Consider the following 19,742-nt stretch of genomic DNA (forward strand, 5'->3'; position numbering starts at 1 on the left):
GGTTTTTTATTAGCTGATATTTGATTAATAACTCAGCCATGAAGTGCATGTTGCTATGTTTATTAAATTCAGTCTCTACTCAGGCTTACCTTATTACACTCCCTACACATTTTCCTATAAAGTATAAATAATGAAACGGATAAAGTTAGTATTGCTTTCAATGCTATTGGTTATGTTAACTGCTTGTAGTACTGCGCCAAGGCAAATAAATAATCAACAAAGTGATATGTCAGAGCGAGGTAAAGCATCATTCTATGCAGACAAATATCATGGCAGAACCACGGCTAATGGCGAACGTTTTAGCCAACAGGCGGCAACGGCTGCGCATCTAAGACTCCCATTTGGTACAAAAGTGAAAGTTACCAATATTGCTAATAATAAGTCTGTAGTGGTCAGAATTAATGACAGGGGGCCTTATATTCGGGGTCGAATTATTGATTTATCTAAGGCGATGTTTAAAAAAATAGCCGACCCTAAAGTCGGCGTTATTGATGTAACGGTCACCGTTATTGATAAAAGTAATACTGCTAAGGACTAAAAGCGGGTCGTTAACGCCACATAGTCAGGGTGTTCATTGAGCAATTGTTGATGTGAACCTTGAGCGATGATTTGTCCACTGTCTAACCAGATGACACTATCCATTTGCGATAACAACGCTGGATCATGAGTAATTGTTAATACACTAGCATGCTCTTTTAGCTGTAAAATACTGTTCATAACGGCTTGTTTAGAAATATTATCGAGCCCTTCAGTGGGTTCATCGAGCACTACAATGGCGGGTTGTTGCAGCAGCGCTTGTGCCAAGGCAATGCGTCTTGACTGGCCTTGAGAGACACTGCGTCCCCCTGTGCCTAAACGAGTATTTAAGCCTTCTTTTAGCGCGCTAAACCAGTTACCCAGCTCGGCTTGTTTTAACGCCGCTGTCATTTGTTGCGGTGTTGCATCAGGTGCCGCATAGGCAAGATTATCGCTTAATGTACCATCAAAAATATGATGCTGTTGCGCTAAAATATTTAATGTTTTTGCACGGCTTTCATTATTTAAATTATGCAGGTTTATTGTTTCTTTTTCGCTTTGTAAGCTAATTGCACCTTGTTGCAGAGGCCATAAACCGCTGAGTAAATTCACTAAGGTTGTTTTACCACTGCCGCTTCTACCAACAATCGCCACTTTATACTTTGCAGGTAGCTCAAAACTCACATTATTTAATGCCTGCTTTTGGCCATAGTGGTAGCTAATTTTATCTAGCGAAAGTGTCCATTTTTTATTATGTGAATCAATAACCTGTGAAGGTATCTCGTTTTTATTCAGTACTTTATCTTCAAGGGTAAATAGTCGCTCGGCTGCTTTTAATACATTAGGTAGTTCAATAAACGCGTTGGGTAGTAACAATACGCTTTCAAAACTGGCCAGTACAAACAAACTCAACATCGCCAATTCAACATTTACCATCTCGGCGCTAAACACCAGCGGCACAATAGTGACAATGCTGGCGAGCATAGCCAGTTGTACTATGAGTAAGCTCAAACCATCAGCATTGCCAAGAGCCTTATGACGAATAAATAATTGCTGGTTATACTGCTTACTTAACTGATCACACTTAGTGAGTTGTTGGTTTCGAGCTTGGTAAATATTTAGTTCTCTAAGACCCGTTAAGGTATCAGATAGCTCAGCTCTTAATTGGGCGCTGAGTAATGTTTCTTGGTGGCTGTTTTTATCTAATTGTCTGCTCAATATAGCGGGTATAACCACCCCAATAACAACGATACCCGTAAAGCAAATTAAGGCTACACTTGGGCTGTAAGCAGACATAAACAGCATAATAATAGGTACAGTGAGTAAGGCTACCAACATCGGTAGCAACACATTTAAATAAAATTTATCTAGTGCGTCTACATCATTTTGTAAGCGGTTAACTAAATCGGCACTGCGGCTCATAGCCAAATCAAGGTTATTAAGTTTACTGAGTGTGGCGAACATATTTACTCGTATTTCACTTAACAATAAAAATGTGGCGTTGTGAGTAACTAAGCGTTCAGCGTAACGTGAAGCGGTGCGCACAATCGCCAAAAAACGAATGGTGCCAGCTGGGGTAAAGTAGTTCATATGGACGCCTGCAATTCCTGCGGCAGCCATAGAAGCTAAAAACCAGCCGGAAATAGCGAGTAAGCCTACATTAGCTAGCACCGTGAGTGACGCTAGAAACGTCCCTAGAAGCATCGCTTTATAATGGGGGCGGCACAATTTAAGTAAACGAATAAAGTTAGTCATTAGTCGCTCCATGTTGCGCTGTTTGCAGCAGCTTTGCAAATTCGCCAGCTTGCTGGCTGAGCGTTATAAAGTCGCCTTGCTGAGCGATGGCACCATTTTCCATAACGATAAGTTGTTTGGCATTTCTTACTGTATTTAAGCGGTGCGCTATGGTGATCACTAAGTGTTCTTTTGCATACTCAGCAATAGCGTTTTGAATGAGCTGTTCAGTTTGACTGTCTAAATGAGCGGTTGGCTCATCAAGCATTAAAATAGGGGCGTTTTTTAAAAATGCACGAGCTAAAGCAATACGCTGCTTTTGTCCTCCAGAGAGCCCTTCGCCTTGTTCACCTATTAATGTGTTAAACCCATCAGGTAAGTCGTTAATAAATTCCAGCGCACCAGCTTGCTGCGCCGCCTGCTCAAGTGCTGCATTTGAAACGCCTGGGTTACCTAGCTTTATATTAGCGCCAATGGTGTCGTAAAATAAGGTTGGCTTTTGTGGGATCCAGGCAATGTTTTGTTGTAATTGGCTTATATCGGCTGTCGTCAATGGTTGTTGGTCAATGGATATGTGTTGTATTACTTCTGGGTGAAAACCAAGCATGCAATCAAGTAGGGTGCTCTTACCTGAGCCGCTAGCTCCCACAATGGCTACTAGTCCTGTGCTTGGCAGGGTTAAATTAATATTATTAATTCCCTCATTGCTATTAGGGTAACTAAAATTGAGATCATGGACGCTGATAGTGCTGTTACCCTCCATGTCTATATGAGCTGTGTGGTTATTATTTTTTGATGGCAGTGGTGCATTTAAAATGATTAGCATATCTGCAGCAGCACTAATTCCTTGTAAGCGCGCATGATAATGGCTGCCTAATTGGCGAAGCGGTAAGTAAAATTCAGGCGCTAGCAGCAATACTACAAAGCCGGTTGCAAAATCGAGCGTGCCAAAAAATAATCTAAAACCAATAATAACCGCTACCAGTGCCACACTAATTGTGGCTAAAAACTCCAGTGCAAAAGAAGATAAAAAAGCAATTTTTAACACGCTTAGCGTTGCATGCCTAAAATCATCTGAAATTCGGGCTATTTGCTTTAGCTCTTTGCGCGTAGCATTAAACAATTTTAGTTGGGTAAGCCCTTGTATGCGGTCAAAAAAGTAGTTGCCTAATACCGCCAGTTGTTGCCAGCGCTTTTGGTTAAGCGCTTCTGCCTTATGACCAACTAGAATCATAAAAAACGGAATAAGTGGTGCGGTTAATAAAAATATCAGTCCCGCTTTATAATCGGTCGGAAATATAACCACTAATATTGCCAGAGGAATAAGCGCACTATAGGCAACCCCTGGTAAGTACTTTGCATAGTAGTCATGCAGTGCTTCTACACCATTGTGCAGCGTGTTGAGCGTAGCGCCTTGGCCGTGTTGCTCTATATAACTTGGCCCAAGTAGCGTGAGTTTATCGAGTAAAGTTTGGCGAATAGCCGATTTGATTTTAAGCGCTGCAAATGCGCTTAAGCGCTCACTTAACGCTAAAAAAATGGCGCGCAGTAAAATAATACCCGCTAAAGGCCATAAAAAGTGGGTTACTTGGGCTAAATTACGCCCTTCAAACATCACATCATGAATGGTTTGTGCAAGTAAATAAGCGCCTGCAATCATTAAAATCGCATTAACTGTACCTAGGGCAATGCTTAGCTTTAACCACATTGCTGCCGGCTTACTTTGCTGCTTTAAAAAAGCGCGCAGAGACTGTTGCTGCGCGCGATTAGGTCGGGGGTTAGTCGTCATTATGAGTTGTATTATGCTCGTTTAATAAATCATGGGTGGCTTGTTCATCATCAGCAATGCTGTTTTTATTTTGATGAAACTCATACCACATTACATTTATTACGCCTAAGGTACAGGCAAGTAATACACCTAAAATCCACGCGAAATACCACATAATTTAGTCTCCTTAATAGCTGCCGTGAGGGTTGTTTTCAATTTCATCAACCGTCACTCTGCGCCACATTTTTACATAACACCACGTGGTGTAGGCTAAAATGAGTGGCACAAATATAACCACAGCAATAAACATAACATTGAGTGTTCTGTGGCTTGATACCGCATCCCAAATGGTTAAGCTAATATCAGGGTTGTTACTTGAGGGCATGATAAATGGGAATAACGAAACGCCCGCGGTCATAATCACTCCAATTAACATCACACTGGTTGCCAGTAAGCCTAAAGCGGGTTTATTTACTTTAGAAAACAGCAGTGCACACAGTGCCATTGCAAATGCCAAAATAGGGAAGGTCATTGTCCATGGACGTTCGCTGTAGTTATTCAGCCATGCGCCTTGGGCGGTTGTGACTACTTTTGCCAGTGGATCTGCATGGCCTTGAGTATCACCCATAGAAACAATTTGATAGCCCGTTAGGTTGGCAACCCACACACCAGCCGCCGCAAATAACACTATAAAGGCAAGTAATGAGTAGCGACCGTATTGTCCTGAGCGCTCAGCAACCTGATCTGCAGTGCGCAGTTGTAGCCACATTCCCGCGTGTGCAATTAACATGGTAATACTAACTAAACCGGCAATGAGCGCAAATGGATTAAGCAAGGCGAAAAACGACCCTTGGTAACTGACTCTTAATAAATTATCGATATTAAACGGTACACCCAAAAACAAGTTACCAAACGCGACACCAAATACCAGCGCAGGTATGGCACTACCGGCAAACAAGCCCCAGTCCCAGTTATTACGCCAGCGTTTAGAGTCAACTTTAGAGCGATAATCAAAGCCAAGAGGTCTAAAAAATAATGCAAATAACACCAGCATCATGGCAAAGTAAAAACCAGAAAACGCTGCCGCATAAACCATAGGCCACGCTGCAAACAAGGCACCGCCAGCAGTAATAAACCATACTTGGTTACCATCCCAGTGGGCACCAATGGTATTAATAACGGTACGACGTTCACTGTCTGTTTTGCCCACAAAGCGCAGTAACATAGCAACGCCCATGTCCATACCATCGGTAATGGCAAAACCAATTAACAGCACACCAATAATTAACCACCAGAGCATTTTTAATGTTTCATAATCAAAAATCATGATAGTTCTCCTTTAGCAGCCGTGCTGTGATCAGGTAATTCAAAATGGTACTTACCGGTATGAAGGGAGCTTGGGCCTTGCTTAATAAATTTAATCATTAACCATGCTTCAACAATCGCCAATCCAGTATAGAAAACAATAAAACCGGTCAAGCTAATTAAAATATCATTTACCGTCAGCGATGACGTTGCTAAAAAGGTCGGTAATACTTCAGAAATAGCCCATGGCTGGCGGCCATATTCAGCCACAATCCAACCAAATTCAATAGCAATCCAAGGCAGAGGAATGCTCAATACCGCCGCCCACAACAACCAACGTTTTTGTTCAATAATACGATGGGCGTTGTAATAAAAAGAGAGAATAAACACGCCAAGCATAATTACGCCACAGCCAACCATAATCCTAAATGACCAAAACATAGGGCCCACTTTAGGGAAGGAGTCTTTAACGGCTTGTTGTATTTGTGCCTCGCTGGCATCTACCACATTAGGAGTGTAACGTTTAAGTAATAAGCCATAGCCTAAATCATCTTTGACGTTATCAAACTTTTCGATATTTGCAGGGGTATCGTCACCTGCGCGAAGTTTTTCTAGGTATTCATAAGCAATCATGCCATTGCGAATACGCTTTTCGTGTTTTTTCTCAAGATCTGAAATACCAATCACTTGCTCATCAAGTGAGCGAGTTGCAATAATCCCTAATGCGTAGGGAATTTTTACTGCAGCATGAGTGACTTGCTCTTCTGAGTCAGGGAAACCTATTGCAGTAAAGGCTGCTGGAGCTTCTTCTGTATGCCATTCAGCTTCTATGGTCGCGAGTTTTACTTTTTGTACTTCACCGACTTCGTAGCCAGATTCATCACCGAGTAAAATAACACATAAAATAGAGGCTAAACCAAAGCCAGACGCCACCGAGAACGACCGTTTAGCAAATGCCAAATCACGTCCTTTTAATATGTACCAGCTACTAATCCCAAGCACAAACATAGATGCAGCAACATAACCTGCAGACACAGTATGAATAAACTTAACTTGTGCTACAGGGTTAAATACCAGCTCTGCAAAACTGGTCATTTCCATGCGCATGGTTTGATAGTTAAACTCAGCCCCTACTGGATTTTGCATCCACGCATTAGCGACTAAAATCCACAGCGCAGACATATTTGTGCCCAGCGCCATTAAAAATGTGACCCCTAAATGCTGGCGTTTAGAGAGCCTATCCCAACCTAAAAAGAACATTCCCACAAAGGTTGATTCTAAAAAGAATGCCATTAAGCCTTCAATGGCCAGTGGCGCACCAAATACATCACCCACATAGTGCGAGTAATACGACCAGTTAGTACCAAACTCAAATTCCATGGTGAGGCCCGTCGCCACGCCAATAGCAAAGTTAATACCAAATAACTTGCCCCAAAACTTAGTCATATCACGATAAATTTCGCGACCGGTCATAACATAAACCGATTCCATGATAACTAAAATCCAGGTCATACCGATTGTTAACGGCACAAATAAAAAATGAAATAGAGCGGTGACAGCAAACTGTAATCGCGATAGATCCACAAAGGTTTCATCTATCATTTTTGGCTCCTTTGGTTGTGATGCAGTGACAGCACAAAGCAATTGTTAATGTTTTAATAAACTTTCAGTAATTTCTGAAAGTTTGTATCATTATTAGCGTTTGTACAATTTTTGTCAATATGTATATTAGAAAACTTTAATATACTATGACATTACATCAGTCTATAAAATACGCAGTCATCAATTAAGAGTAAGTTAGAAAAAAGTGGTGTGTTTTAAGCGTTTAACCTAGCCTTAAAACACGGTAAACTAATCGGTATGAACGCCGGGTTTACTTGTGAAAAAATAGCAAATGAAAAAAGATAAAAAACAACTACGAATTGGTATTGTGGCAGGTGAACTGTCGGGCGATATTTTAGGTGAAGGGCTCATAAAAGCGCTTAAAATACACTTTCCAGATGCCACTTTTGAAGGTATTGCAGGCCCTAAAATGCAAGCTCAAGGCTGCAAAACGCTGTTTGATATGGATGAGTTGTCGGTTATGGGCTTGGTTGAAGTCCTAGGCCGTTTACCGCGTTTACTAAAAATCCGCAAACAGTTAGTACAGCACTTTATTGATAACCCTCCTGATGTTTTTATAGGCATTGATGCGCCGGATTTTAATTTACGTGTAGAAAAACCGTTAAAAGACGCAGGCATCAAAACCGTGCAATACGTAAGCCCTTCAGTGTGGGCGTGGCGTGAAAAACGTATTCACACTATAAGTGCAGCAACTAACTTAGTATTGGCTTTATTGCCTTTTGAAAAAGAATTTTACGACAAACACCAAGTACCGTGTACTTTTGTAGGTCATACATTAGCTGACGACATTGCACTTGAGCACGACGATAGCCAAGCCCGCAGCCAACTAGGCTTAAGTGCTGATGACAAGGTGTTAGCGTTATTGCCCGGGAGCCGGGGCTCAGAAGTGGGCTTGTTAAGCGAAACTTACATAAAAACAGCGGCGCAGTTACAAGCGCAGAACCCTGCATTAAAAGTCGTGGTGCCACTGGTGAACGAAAAGCGCAAAGCGCAGTTTATTGCTATTTTAAATGCCACAGCGCCCTCACTTAATGTTAACTTACTGGATGGGCAATCAAATTTAGCCATGCAAGCCGCCGATGCTATATTGCTTGCATCAGGTACAGCAACGCTTGAGGGCATGTTATATAAAAAGCCAATGGTGGTTGGTTATAAAATTAAACCCATGAGTTACTGGATTTTTAAAACCTTATTTACCTTTAATATTAAATATTTTTCGCTACCCAATTTATTGGCAGATGAAGAGTTAGTACCAGAGTTTTTACAAAGTGAGTGTAATGTCGCTAACTTAACAGCAGCACTTACCCCTATGCTCAATAGCGATAATAAAGAATTAAAAGCACGCTTTTTAGCCATACATGAAAAAATTAGATTAGATGCAAGTAAACAAGCTGCAAATGCAGTGGCGGAGTTAATAGATGCAAATTGAACGACCCAATGTAACCTTAATAGCCGGTGTGGATGAAGTTGGTCGTGGACCGCTGGTGGGTGATGTGGTTACAGCCGCTGTTATTTTAAATCCCGCTAAACCGATTGCTGGCCTTGCCGACTCTAAAAAATTAACCGATAAAAAGCGCCAATTATTAGCCATCGAAATAAAAGAAAAAGCACTGTGTTACGCCATTGGCCGTTGTAGCCCCAGTGAAATAGATGAGTTAAATATATTACAAGCCACTATGCTTGCTATGAGCCGCGCGGTGGAAGCACTTAACACAGTGCCTGAATTTGTGTTTGTAGATGGAAACCGCCTTCCTAAATTAGCCATGCCCGCACAAGCGGTGGTAAAAGGCGATAGCCTAGTTGCTGAAATATCAGCCGCGTCTATTTTAGCAAAAGTTGCCCGGGATGATGAAATGATTGAACTTGATGCACGCTACCCACAATATGGGTTTGCAGGGCATAAGGGGTATCCAACTAAGGCACATTTTGCAGCGCTTGAACAATACGGTGCGATAGATGAGCATCGCAAGAGCTTTAAACCTGTGCAGCGTGTGCTTGCGCTTTCGGGTAAGGAGTAATTATGGCGGCTCCTGAATTTGTTCATCTAAGAGTTCACTCAGACTTTTCAATGGTTGATGGTTTGGCAAAAACCAAACCAATCGTCGCTAAAGCACAAGAGCTTGAAATGCCAGCGTTGGCAATTACCGATCAAATGAACTTTTGTGGTCTGGTGCGTTTTTATGGCGCAGCGCATAATGCGGGTATTAAGCCGATTGTTGGTGCGGATTTTTGGGTACGTAGCCCAGAATTCCCCGACGAACCAAGCCGATTAACATTATTAGCCAAAGATAACATTGGCTATAAAAATATTACTTTATTGATCTCTAAAGCCTATCAACGTGGCCATGTTTTTCATCGCCCTGTCATTGACCGTGAGTGGTTAGTTGATTTAAAAGAGGGGCTTATCATACTCTCGGGCGCCAAAGATGGCGATTTAGGAAAAGCCTTAATAAAAGGTAACCCCGCTATTGTTGAGTCGGTGGTCAGTTTTTATAAACAGCATTTTAGCGATCATTATTATATAGAGCTTATTCGTACCAACCGTGCTCAAGAAGAAAATTATTTGCACATGGCGGTGGAGCTTGCAACAAATGAGCAATTGCCAGTAGTGGCCACCAATGAAGTAGTATTTTTAAAACCTGAAAACTTTGAAGCCCATGAAATTCGTGTGGCTATTTTTGATGGTTACACTCTAGATGATAAACGCCGACCAAAGCGTTTTTCACAAGAGCAATACCTAAAAACGCCAGAACAAATGGCAGAGCTATTTAGTGATATTCCAGAAGCGCTACAAAATACCGTAGAAATTGCAAAGCGCTGTAATGTAACCGTGCAATTAGGTGAGTATTTCCTACCAGATTACCCGACGGGCTCACTAAAAATTGATGAGTTTTTGGTTAAAGTGTCACAAGACGGCCTTGAAGAACGATTACAGTTTTTATTTCCTGACGAGCAAGAACGTCAAGAAAAACGTGGCGAATACGATGAACGTTTAAAAATAGAACTTGATGTAATTAACCAAATGGGATTCCCTGGTTACTTCTTGATCGTAATGGAGTTTATTCAGTGGAGTAAAGATAACAATATTCCAGTAGGCCCAGGGCGTGGTTCAGGTGCGGGTTCATTAGTGGCTTATGCCCTTAAAATTACCGACCTTGATCCGCTCGAATTTGACCTACTCTTCGAGCGATTCTTAAACCCTGAACGTGTTTCTATGCCCGACTTTGACGTCGACTTTTGCATGGATAGGCGTGATGAAGTAATTGATCATGTATCGGCCTTGTATGGCCGTGACGCGGTATCGCAAATTATTACCTTTGGTACTATGGCAGCAAAAGCGGTAATACGCGATGTAGGCCGTGTACTTGGTCATCCGTATGGGTTTGTCGATCGTATTTCTAAGCTTATTCCGGGCGACCCTGGGATGACACTGGCTAAAGCATTTGACGTAGAACCCCGTTTGCAAGAAGCCTACGACGGCGATGAAGAAGTTAAAGATTTAATCGACATGTGTCGTATTCTTGAGGGCTGTACACGTAATGCCGGTAAACACGCAGGGGGGGTTGTAATATCGCCGACCACCATTACCGATTTTGCGGCGCTCTATTGCGATGACGAAGGTAAGTTTCCAGTTACTCAGTTTGATAAAAACGATGTAGAAACCGCCGGTTTAGTTAAGTTTGACTTTTTAGGCTTACGTACGCTAACCATATTACAGTGGGCGCTGGATATGACCAATGAGCGCTTAAAGCGTGAAGGCAAACAGCCGGTCGATATCAACACCATTCCATTGGATGATAAAAAAAGTATTGAGCTACTGCTGCGCGCTGAAACCACCGCGGTATTCCAGCTAGAATCACGCGGCATGAAAGACCTAGTTCGCCGATTAAAGCCCGATTGCTTTGAAGATATGATAGCCCTAGTGGCCTTGTTCCGCCCAGGTCCACTGCAATCAGGCATGGTAGATAACTTCATCGACCGAAAGCTCGGCAGAGAAGAAATCTCATATCCCGATGCGCAATATCAACACGAAAGTTTAAAGCCGATTCTTGAGCCGACATACGGCATTATTTTGTATCAAGAACAAGTTATGCAAATAGCGCAGGTACTGGCCGGTTATACACTGGGCGGCGCCGACATGTTACGTCGTGCTATGGGTAAGAAAAAGCCTGAAGAAATGGCAAAACAGCGCTCAACCTTTGAAGAAGGCGCACGTAACAACGGTATTGACGGCGAACTGGCAATAAAAATATTTGACTTGGTTGAAAAGTTTGCGGGTTACGGTTTTAACAAATCTCACTCAGCAGCTTATGCATTAGTATCGTATCAAACGCTGTGGATGAAAACGCATTATCCGGCCGAGTTTATGGCGGCGGTAATGTCGGCTGATATGGATAACACCGACAAAATAGTAACGCTGGTGGATGAGTGTGAAAACATGAAACTCACTTTGTTACCGCCCGATGTAAACGCGGGTGAATACAAGTTTACTGTTAACCTTCAAGGTGAAATTGTCTATGGCATAGGGGCAATTAAAGGCGTGGGTGAAGCGCCGGTTGATGCCATATTAGAGGCGCGAGCAAAAGGCGGCCCATTTAAAGACCTATTTGATTTTTGTGCGCGTGTTGATTTAAAACGCTTAAATAAACGCGTTACCGAGAAATTAATTTATGCAGGCGCATTAGACCAACTAGGGCCTGAAAAAACTCAACCTGGGCGAGCAACACTATTAGCCAGCTTAAAAGATGCGATGCGCGCAGCCGATCAGCACAACAAAGCTGAATTATTAGGGCAAAGTGATTTATTTGGTTTACTTGCTACAGAGCCTGATGAAGTAGAGCAAGCGTTTATAAAAGCGACACCGCTTACGGATAATCAGTGGCTTGATGGCGAAAAAGACACCCTAGGCCTTTATTTAACCGGACATCCTATAAACCAGTATCGACGAGAGCTTGGGCATTACACCAGTGGCCGACTCATCGACTTACAACCAACTAATCGTGATGTGCTCTCAACCGGAGCAGGTTTAGTGATTGCAGCGAGAACCTTAATTAATAAAAAAGGAAATCGTTGGGGGCTGATAACTTTAGATGACAAAAGCGCCCGAATTGATGTACGCTTGTTTCCAGAACAGTTTGAAATGTACCAAGATATGTTGCAAATCAACAATATTTTGGTGATATCCGGACAGGTCAGCTTTGATAACTTCTCTGGTGGTATTACAATGACCGCCAGAGAAATAAACACCATTGCTCAGGCGCGTGAAAAGCGTATAAAAGCGATTAAGATGACGCTGAATATGGTGCAGATCGAGGCTGGTTTCTTCGATAAATTACAAAAAGTACTCGAACCATACAAAATGGGAACGTGTCCGATCAAGGTATATTATCAACGCCCCGATGCGTTGGTGCAATTAACCCTAGGGATCGAATGGTGTGTTACGCCAAGTGACGACTTAATTCATAAGTTATCGCTGATGGCAGCGCAAAATGTAGAACTAGAATTTAACTAATTAGGTAGTTTAGAGCATGAGCCTCAATTATCTTGATTTTGAGCTTCCAATTGCAGAATTAGAAGCAAAAATTGAAGAATTACAAAATGTAAGCCGCGCTGGCGAATTAGACCTTGGATTAGAAGAGGAAGTCAGCAAACTTAAAGAAAAGAGCGCACAAATGAAGGAGAAAATTTTCTCTGAACTAGGCGCTTGGCAAGTATCACAGTTAGCACGTCATCCGTTGCGTCCTTATACTCGAGATTACATCGAGCGTATTTTTACGGAATTTGACGAATTTGCGGGTGATCGCACGTTTGCTAACGACCCTGCCATTTTAGGCGGCGTAGCCCGTTTAGATGGTGAGCCAGTAATGGTGATCGGTCAGCAAAAAGGCCGTGGTACTGCTGAAAAAATCAAACGTAATTTTGGCATGCCAAAACCTGAAGGTTACCGTAAAGCATTGCGCTTAATGGAAATGGCAGAGCGTTTTAAAATGCCAATCATGACCTTTATCGACACCCCAGGTGCATACCCTGGTGTTGGCGCTGAAGAGCGTGGTCAGTCTGAAGCAATTGCACGTAACCTAAAAGTAATGGCCGCACTTAAAGTACCAACAATTTGTACTGTTATTGGTGAAGGTGGTTCAGGTGGTGCATTAGCCATTGGTGTGGGCGACAGAGTAAACATGTTGCAATACAGCACTTACTCGGTTATTTCACCAGAGGGTTGTGCATCAATTTTATGGAAAAGTGCTGACAAAGCACCATTGGCTGCAGAGGCAATGGGTGTAACAGCAGAGCGTGTTAAAGAGCTAGATTTAATTAATAATTTAGTTGAAGAGCCTCTAGGCGGCGCGCACCGTAATTACGATGCGATGGCACGTAACTTAAAAGTACGCCTTAAGCGCGATTTAGCAGACCTACAAGCGTTATCGCTTGAAGAGATGCTTGATCAACGTTACAAGCGTTTAATGTCGTTTGGTTATTGTTAAAAATAGCTAATTGTAGCTAAATATAGAAAAAAGCCGCCTATGCGGCTTTTTTTGTTTTAAAATACCGTAACGTAGAGCCTTTATTGTTCGGGTTATTAGCAATTTACTCATTGGGTATATTAATGCACAAAACACCTATTTATCTGCAGGTAAAAAAAGCCCTTAATTACTACTTAGAAAATGGGCAATTCACATTTACAGTAGCCTTATCTGGTGGGGTAGATTCGGTCGTGCTATTGCATATTATGCATGGGTTAAAACAGCAGTACCCGCAATTAGATTTAAGTGCAATTTATGTCAATCATGGCTTAAGTGATAACGCCCATCACTGGCAGCAATTTTGCCAAGCACGCTGTGAGCAGCTTTCAATTGATTTTAAGGCGGCAAACGTCATTATTGAGCCGAAATCGCGCACCAGTATTGAAGCGCAGGCTCGCGAAGCGCGTTATCAAGCGCTTGATGAACACAGCCCAAGTGATAGTGTCATTTTGTTAGGCCAGCATTTAAACGACCAAGTAGAGACATTTTTACTTCGTTTAAAGCGCGGCTCAGGCTTAAAAGGGCTCGGCGCTATGCAGCAAACTCGCGTGCTTGAAAGTGGCCGTGAGTGCTATAGGCCATTACTTGGGGTAAAACGCAGCGACATAGAAGCATTTGCGCAGCAATTTAATATTAGCCATATTACTGATGAGTCAAACTCCAATGAACGCTTTGATCGTAATTTTTTGCGTCAACAAATCGTGCCTAAGTTGGCTGAGCGTTTTACTGGGTTTGAGCAGTGTACAGCCCGTAGTATAGAATTATTACAACAGCAACAAGCACTGCTTGATGAATATACCCAGCAAGATCTCGCACAGTGTATTAACCAACATCAGGCGCTTAATATACAAAATATGGCTCATTACAGCGCTATTCGCATTGCGAATCTTCTGCGCGCATGGCTGGCTTTATTTACTCATACCATGCCTTCGCAAAAACAGTTAATGCAAATAATGAGTCAGGCTATTCATGCCAAAGCTGATGCGCAAATGGTTATTGAGCTAAGCGATGGACAAATACGCCGTCATCAAGGTTATCTGTATTTTGTGCAACCGACGCCTTTAGCCGTTAATATTGAACGCGTAACAAGTCGCGAACTAGTGCTGAATGACGGACAAATACTACAATGCCTGCAGGGAGTGGGTATACGCGCCCCTAAACCTGATGAACAAGTCAGTGTTCGTTTTAACTGTAATAGTGCGCGTATTAAACCACTCAAAAAACCAGGCAGTAATACCCTTAAGCATTGGTTTAAAGATGCAAAAGTAGCGCCTTGGCTGCGTGCTCATATTCCATTAATTTTTTACAATGATGAGCTTGTTCAAGTGGTTGGCTATTTTATTAGTGATAATCACAAAGATGATACTGGTTTTATTTGGGAGTATAAATCATGAGTCAACAACCTCATGTTGGGCTGTCGCTTATAAATAAGGCACCTACTGGCATATTAATTACGCTATTGATTGCGGTTTTAGCGAATGTATTTTTAACCCTTAATATAATTACATTAGGCTACGCTGTGTTGGGCGGTATGGTATGTGCCGCCATTTTACTTGCCTATTGGTTAGGTAAAGGGGGCGTATTTTTCATTTTAGGGGTGAGTATGCCATTACTGTTAGTGCTTTTTACACCGCTTGCGACAATTGCCGCATTGCTTAATTTACTCAGTGGCTTCTTTTTTGGCTTTTGCGCCATGTTGCTCATTTATAAGCACGTGATATTAAAAAAGTAGCGTAAAAAAGCCCAGCGGGGGAGGCTAGGCTTTTTAAAAATAATGTTTTTATTACTTAATAGGCTTTTGCGCAGTTTCGCCCAGATGCTTTTGCTTTATATAAGCCTTTATCTGCGCGAGAAAATATCTCGTTCTGGCAATCGTCGCTATTAGTCAGCGTAAAACCAATACTAGCTGTGACGTTGTATTTAGACATAATCGGTGAGTTTCTGACTAAACGCATAATACGTTCAGCCACCACTTTATTGGTGGTAAAAGCCGGGTCTTCGATTAATATTGAAAACTCATCGCCACCAAAGCGAAATACCGAATCAGTCCCCCTAATACTACTAGATAAAACCGCAGCAAACTCGATTAAAACGTCATCGCCAATTTTATGACCATAGTTGTCATTTACTTGCTTAAAATTATCTAAATCAAGTAGCATTAAACTAAACGAATGACCGTTACGTCGATGATTTTCAAGCTTTTGTAGCAACATGTCATTAAATTGACTACGGTTGTTTAATCCGGTTAATGAATCTTTTGTGGCTAACCTTAATACACGGTTATACATAAGCGCATTACGCAATGGATAAATTAGTACACTATGAAAGTGTTGTAGCTTTTTCTCAATAGCCGCACTAAGCGGATACTTTGTATAATAAGTTAATGTGCCTAAGTACTCATTTTCAACTTTTAAATCAAACGAATACGCTGGATTTTCAACATCACTATTGGGTGTTTTTACATCAATACTTGTTGCTTTAAAATGCACACCAGAAAAATTAAGCAGTTGTTTTGCAAAATTTGCAAACGTTCCTAAAATATCTTCTAAAACTAAGCTCGTTTGCAGTTTAGCTGCCAGCTCATGCAGTGCTGTCGGTGTATTGCTATTATATTGCTCTGCTGAGAACGGCAAAAATTCGCCGCGACCAGAGATACGTTGTGTCAAAATATGAACGTTTTCCACTATTTCTTCCCCCTATAGTATTACTTTTTATAACTAAGCAGGTTATATGCCATATTTACATTCTGGCTGAAACTTATACGGTTGCTATAGTTAAGTTACATTCCATTGATTGCTTATAAGGATTGCATTGCAAAATATTAATGCTCAGGTTTTTGGACTTTTAGTTGCTGCGGTTCTATTTGTATGGCTATTTAAGCGAATAGGGCTTCCCCCTGTATTAGCTTATTTAGCGGTAGGTTTACTAGCTGGTGGCCATGGCGTTGGTTGGATGGCACAAAGCCATGAAATGGACTTTATTGCTGAGCTGGGTATTGTGTTTTTGTTATTTAGTTTAGGGCTGGAGTTTTCTGTATCGCGCTTAATGGCAATGCGAAATATCGTATTTGGCTTAGGCTCATTGCAAGTCATAGTCAGCAGTATCTTGCTTATTTTAATCCTTTATTTATTAAATTTTAGTTTATTAACTAGTTTTACCATCGGCATTATTATTATGCTCTCCTCTACGGCGGTGGTTGCTAAATTATTAAAAGAGAGTGGTGATTTAAATAAACGCCGAGGGCAATTGGCAATCGGTGTTTTACTATTTCAAGACATTGCGGTTGTGCCGTTACTCATTATTTTGCCATTATTTGCCAGCAGTGATCCCAATAGTATTGGTTGGGCATTACTGTTTGCGCTGACTAAAGGCGCGTTTGTGTGTGTATTGCTATGGGCTATTGGCAAGTGGGTTTTGCCCAAGGTGTTTAAAGAAGTGGCACTAGCACGAAGCGATGAGCTGTTTGTATTAACCACGTTATTGGTGTCTTTGTTTGCAGGGTTACTCACATACTCTTTTGGTTTATCGATGGCATTAGGGGCTTTTTTAGCAGGCATGATGCTAGGGGAGAGCCACTATCGTCATCAATTAGAGGCCGATATTCGCCCGTTTCGCGATATTCTCATGGGGTTATTTTTTGTAACCGTGGGGATGCAGTTAGACATTGGTTTTGTTGTTGATCATGCGGGTATTATTATTGTTGCCTTGATGGGCATCTTAATCTTAAAAATTGCCGTAGTGATGTTATCTTCTTTATTTATGGGAGAGCGAAAACAAGATGCGTTAGCGTGCGCTATAATGTTGTGGCAAATGGGTGAGTTTGGCTTTGTGTTAATTGCACTCGCTGCACAGCATAACTTGCTGAGCGTTGAGCAAGTATCATTTTTAATTGCCATGGGCGTAATTTCTATGGCGCTTACGCCCTATTTAATTGATAAAACCCCTTTTATTTTAAAACGACTAGGCATGTTAGAGCGCGCAAAGTTTGCCTTTGAAGACGAGCTTCAAAGTAGCACGCTTTATCATAACCATGTGGTGATATGCGGTTTTTCTCGCGTAGGACAAACTATTGCCCGCTTTTTATCCCCAGAGGCAATTGATTATGTGGCAATAGAGAGCGACCCCATTTTAGTACAGGAAGGAAAAGCGGCGGGCGAGCCTTTAATATTTGGTCATGTTGAGCAAAAAGATATTTTAAAGTGTGCGGGGGTAGAGCGAGCGCGACTAATCATTATTACTTTTACCGAATTTCAACAAACTCAAATAGTCATTAATGCCATTAAACAGGTTGCACCTAAGGTTAAAATACTCATAAGAACCCGTGATGATAGTCAGTTAGAGCGCTTAAAAGCGCTAGGGGTTACTGAGGTTGTGCCTGAGGCGCTTGAAGCAAGCTTAATGTTGGTGTCGCATGTGTTGTCAATGTCTGGTGTGCCAATGAGCCGTATTATTCGCCGTGTTAGTAGTGAGCGACGAAACCGTTATAAATTATTGCATAGCTTTTTTGCCGGCGAAAATATTGACAGCGATACCAACTTGCCAGAGCGTTTAGAGTATTTACATGCAATAGCCTTACCAGATAAAGCATTTGCGGTTAATAAAGCAATTAGCGAACTCAATTTAGCAAAAAGAAAAGTGCTAATTAAGGCGCTTCGCCGCGAGGGCGAAGAAATAGACACACCACAAGAACACACAATATTGTATGCTAATGATATTCTAGTGCTGCAAGGTAAACCAAGGCGTGTAGAACGTGTTGAGCATTATTTACTTGATGGTATAGAATAGCCCATCAAGCAAAAAAACTTACTCTAGCTCTAAGAACTTTCTGATTTCAGGGAGTTGTTTCATACCATCGTCGTATCCGATTTGAATTAAATGCTGGGTGTAGCGTTTTTCAAATAACAAATAGCTGGTCAAACTCGACTGAGAGCGCTTTTTTACCCCGATCATACGTAATAAAACTTTTATCGCCCAAGGCATATCATCGTAATACTGCGCGGCAATGGCATTGAAGTTTTGCGATGGATTAATAATAAAGCTATCTATTTGTTTCAATTCTTGATGCTTATGCTTATTGGGCAGTAAACCGAGTGTGCGGTTTATTCTGTCCAAGCGCTCTAAATCAGATTGCATGGTGTCGGTAAATACACTGTCGAGTAAATGCCCTGCCACGGCCGAAAGCCCCGGGAAATGTGCAGAGTACCCTGGAGGATGTGGCTCTTTGGGTTGATCAACCCCAATAATAAATATTTTATTTGCCCCTAAGTGAATAGAGGGGCTCAAAGGTGAAAGCTGATGTATTGAGCCATCGCCAAAGTAATGGTTATAAATATTCACACTTGGAAACACCATAGGAATGGCACTCGAGGCCATTAGGTGTTCAACATTGATACGAGTAGCGCGTCCTTCGCGCTTGGCTCGTTGCCAAGAATGCTGCGTATTTGACTGAAAAAAAGCAACAGAATCGCCAGTAGTATAACTGGATGCAGTGATAGACAGCGCCTCTAAATATTCACGGTGTAAATTACGCTCAATACGATGTAAATCCAGTATATCGTTTAACAGTTTTCTAAGTGGTCGGTTATTTAACAAGCTTGCTGGTGGATGGTTTATATGCTCTGACTGGAAACTGGTTAAAATATTACGGGTAATATGACCAAACACACTTAAAAAGTCGCTTTTATATACCATCGAAGTTGAAAAGTTTTTCCAAACTGTTTCTAGTTTTCTTACCGCTAAATGCATACATGAGGCGTAACATGCTAAGGCTGCAGAATTAATTGCACCGGCAGAGGTGCCATTTATCACTCTAAAGGGGAGCGGGGCGGTTCTGGGCATACTTTGCGCTAACGCTTTCAAAACACCCACTTGATAAGCCGCTCGGGCACCACCACCTGTTAGTAATAAGGCAATTTTAGGTTTACTAGGATCGACTTGCTTAATTTTCATGTTAGGTATTTAAACTGTTCGCTGTCTTTACTTTATTTATTTACTGTAAGTCTTTAAGCTAGAAGAATCAAAGGATATGTTAGAGTCTATTTATCTTTCGAGGTTGAATTTTTAGTAGTGTGTTTGTTTTTCAGGCAAGGCTGAGCCTATGTATTGTGGTTACTTCCCATAAATAGGCGATAACGTAGCTTAAAAATTAAACATCCTCTACCCAAGGGGGCTGAACAAATTTTAATCCGGAAAGGTCAACAGACCCTACTTATTAATGAATATTAGTGTAAGTTAGGAATTAAATCTGTTTAGAGTACTCTAAACGGTATCGC

15 protein-coding genes are annotated in these 19,742 nt (G+C 41.7%); 8 read left to right on the forward strand and 7 right to left on the reverse strand.

Features of this window, described 5'->3' with window-relative positions:
* Positions 1 to 130 precede the first annotated feature (130 nt).
* Complete coding sequence (locus QL984_RS01175) at positions 131 to 538, forward strand: septal ring lytic transglycosylase RlpA family protein (protein WP_008467506.1); 408 nt, start codon at positions 131 to 133, stop codon at positions 536 to 538.
* On the opposite strand, the gene cydC is transcribed toward QL984_RS01175, so the two are convergent.
* Genes cydC through QL984_RS01200 form a run of 5 tightly spaced genes read right to left on the reverse strand, consistent with a single transcriptional unit; the run spans position 535 to position 6,925 of the window.
* Positions 535 to 2,271 carry a thiol reductant ABC exporter subunit CydC gene (gene cydC / locus QL984_RS01180; protein ID WP_290171885.1) on the reverse strand — a complete coding sequence of 579 codons (1,737 nt, stop codon included), beginning with the start codon at positions 2,269 to 2,271 and terminating at the stop codon, positions 535 to 537. The two genes, QL984_RS01175 and cydC, sit on opposite strands and share 4 nt — an antisense overlap.
* Positions 2,264 to 4,039, reverse strand: a complete 1,776-nt coding sequence (cydD, locus tag QL984_RS01185; RefSeq protein ID WP_290171886.1) for a thiol reductant ABC exporter subunit CydD — start codon at positions 4,037 to 4,039, stop codon at positions 2,264 to 2,266. Before cydD ends, cydC begins: the two co-directional genes overlap by 8 nt.
* Positions 4,029 to 4,193: a cytochrome bd-I oxidase subunit CydX gene (cydX, locus tag QL984_RS01190; RefSeq protein ID WP_013465418.1), complete on the reverse strand. Its 165-nt coding sequence runs from the start codon at positions 4,191 to 4,193 to the stop codon at positions 4,029 to 4,031. The genes cydD and cydX overlap by 11 nt, the downstream gene beginning before the upstream one ends.
* Before the next feature lie 12 nt (positions 4,194 to 4,205).
* Positions 4,206 to 5,345 carry a cytochrome d ubiquinol oxidase subunit II gene (gene cydB, locus QL984_RS01195; protein WP_058155027.1) on the reverse strand — a complete coding sequence of 380 codons (1,140 nt, stop codon included), beginning with the start codon at positions 5,343 to 5,345 and terminating at the stop codon, positions 4,206 to 4,208.
* On the reverse strand, positions 5,342 to 6,925 hold the full coding sequence (locus QL984_RS01200) for a cytochrome ubiquinol oxidase subunit I (RefSeq protein WP_013465416.1): 1,584 nt from the start codon (positions 6,923 to 6,925) through the stop codon (positions 5,342 to 5,344). Before QL984_RS01200 ends, cydB begins: the two co-directional genes overlap by 4 nt.
* A gap of 292 nt (positions 6,926 to 7,217) precedes the next feature.
* Between QL984_RS01200 and lpxB the strand changes: the two genes are divergently transcribed.
* The 6 genes from lpxB (at position 7,218) to QL984_RS01230 (ending at position 15,202) form a co-directional block, all read left to right on the forward strand.
* Positions 7,218 to 8,375 (forward strand): lipid-A-disaccharide synthase, encoded by a 1,158-nt coding sequence (gene lpxB, locus QL984_RS01205; RefSeq protein ID WP_290171888.1) that lies wholly within the window; start codon positions 7,218 to 7,220, stop codon positions 8,373 to 8,375.
* Positions 8,365 to 8,964 (forward strand): ribonuclease HII, encoded by a 600-nt coding sequence (gene rnhB, locus QL984_RS01210; RefSeq protein WP_096038617.1) that lies wholly within the window; start codon positions 8,365 to 8,367, stop codon positions 8,962 to 8,964. The genes lpxB and rnhB overlap by 11 nt, the downstream gene beginning before the upstream one ends.
* A 2-nt stretch (positions 8,965 to 8,966) precedes the next feature.
* On the forward strand, positions 8,967 to 12,458 hold the full coding sequence (gene dnaE, locus QL984_RS01215) for a DNA polymerase III subunit alpha (RefSeq protein WP_058155026.1): 3,492 nt from the start codon (positions 8,967 to 8,969) through the stop codon (positions 12,456 to 12,458).
* A 16-nt stretch (positions 12,459 to 12,474) separates the two neighbouring features.
* Positions 12,475 to 13,431 carry an acetyl-CoA carboxylase carboxyl transferase subunit alpha gene (gene accA / locus QL984_RS01220; protein ID WP_008467493.1) on the forward strand — a complete coding sequence of 319 codons (957 nt, stop codon included), beginning with the start codon at positions 12,475 to 12,477 and terminating at the stop codon, positions 13,429 to 13,431.
* Positions 13,432 to 13,553: 122 nt separating this feature from the next.
* A complete protein-coding gene (gene tilS / locus QL984_RS01225; RefSeq protein WP_290171889.1) occupies positions 13,554 to 14,864 on the forward strand; it encodes a tRNA lysidine(34) synthetase TilS in 1,311 nt (436 codons plus the stop codon).
* A complete protein-coding gene (locus tag QL984_RS01230) occupies positions 14,861 to 15,202 on the forward strand; it encodes a hypothetical protein (RefSeq protein ID WP_008467489.1) in 342 nt (113 codons plus the stop codon). The genes tilS and QL984_RS01230 overlap by 4 nt, the downstream gene beginning before the upstream one ends.
* Positions 15,203 to 15,257: 55 nt before the next feature.
* On the opposite strand, the gene QL984_RS01235 is transcribed toward QL984_RS01230, so the two are convergent.
* A complete protein-coding gene (locus tag QL984_RS01235; protein ID WP_008467488.1) occupies positions 15,258 to 16,154 on the reverse strand; it encodes a GGDEF domain-containing protein in 897 nt (298 codons plus the stop codon).
* Between the two features lie 127 nt (positions 16,155 to 16,281).
* Between QL984_RS01235 and QL984_RS01240 the strand changes: the two genes are divergently transcribed.
* A complete protein-coding gene (locus tag QL984_RS01240) occupies positions 16,282 to 18,255 on the forward strand; it encodes a monovalent cation:proton antiporter-2 (CPA2) family protein (RefSeq protein WP_013465412.1) in 1,974 nt (657 codons plus the stop codon).
* Positions 18,256 to 18,273: 18 nt separating this feature from the next.
* Here QL984_RS01240 and QL984_RS01245 read toward each other — a convergent pair whose 3' ends face one another.
* The gene (locus QL984_RS01245) at positions 18,274 to 19,419 is read right to left on the reverse strand and encodes a patatin-like phospholipase family protein (RefSeq protein ID WP_013465411.1); all 1,146 of its coding nucleotides are present in this window, start codon (positions 19,417 to 19,419) and stop codon (positions 18,274 to 18,276) included.
* Between the last annotated feature and the right edge of the window lie 323 nt (positions 19,420 to 19,742).

It is taken from the genome of Pseudoalteromonas sp. APC 3495, from assembly GCF_030407645.1.
GTDB classification, from domain to species: domain Bacteria; phylum Pseudomonadota; class Gammaproteobacteria; order Enterobacterales; family Alteromonadaceae; genus Pseudoalteromonas; species Pseudoalteromonas tetraodonis.

Bases quoted from the DNA above. Each gene is read 5' to 3' on its own strand.
- QL984_RS01175 (WP_008467506.1), top strand. From the start codon at position 131: ATGAAACGGATAAAGTTAGTATTGCTTTCAATGCTATTGGTTATGTTA.
- cydC (WP_290171885.1), bottom strand. From the start codon at position 2,271: ATGACTAACTTTATTCGTTTACTTAAATTGTGCCGCCCCCATTATAAA.
- cydD (WP_290171886.1), bottom strand. From the start codon at position 4,039: ATGACGACTAACCCCCGACCTAATCGCGCGCAGCAACAGTCTCTGCGC.
- cydX (WP_013465418.1), bottom strand. From the start codon at position 4,193: ATGTGGTATTTCGCGTGGATTTTAGGTGTATTACTTGCCTGTACCTTA.
- cydB (WP_058155027.1), bottom strand. From the start codon at position 5,345: ATGATTTTTGATTATGAAACATTAAAAATGCTCTGGTGGTTAATTATT.
- QL984_RS01200 (WP_013465416.1), bottom strand. From the start codon at position 6,925: ATGATAGATGAAACCTTTGTGGATCTATCGCGATTACAGTTTGCTGTC.
- lpxB (WP_290171888.1), top strand. From the start codon at position 7,218: ATGAAAAAAGATAAAAAACAACTACGAATTGGTATTGTGGCAGGTGAA.
- rnhB (WP_096038617.1), top strand. From the start codon at position 8,365: ATGCAAATTGAACGACCCAATGTAACCTTAATAGCCGGTGTGGATGAA.
- dnaE (WP_058155026.1), top strand. From the start codon at position 8,967: ATGGCGGCTCCTGAATTTGTTCATCTAAGAGTTCACTCAGACTTTTCA.
- accA (WP_008467493.1), top strand. From the start codon at position 12,475: ATGAGCCTCAATTATCTTGATTTTGAGCTTCCAATTGCAGAATTAGAA.
- tilS (WP_290171889.1), top strand. From the start codon at position 13,554: ATGCACAAAACACCTATTTATCTGCAGGTAAAAAAAGCCCTTAATTAC.
- QL984_RS01230 (WP_008467489.1), top strand. From the start codon at position 14,861: ATGAGTCAACAACCTCATGTTGGGCTGTCGCTTATAAATAAGGCACCT.
- QL984_RS01245 (WP_013465411.1), bottom strand. From the start codon at position 19,419: ATGAAAATTAAGCAAGTCGATCCTAGTAAACCTAAAATTGCCTTATTA.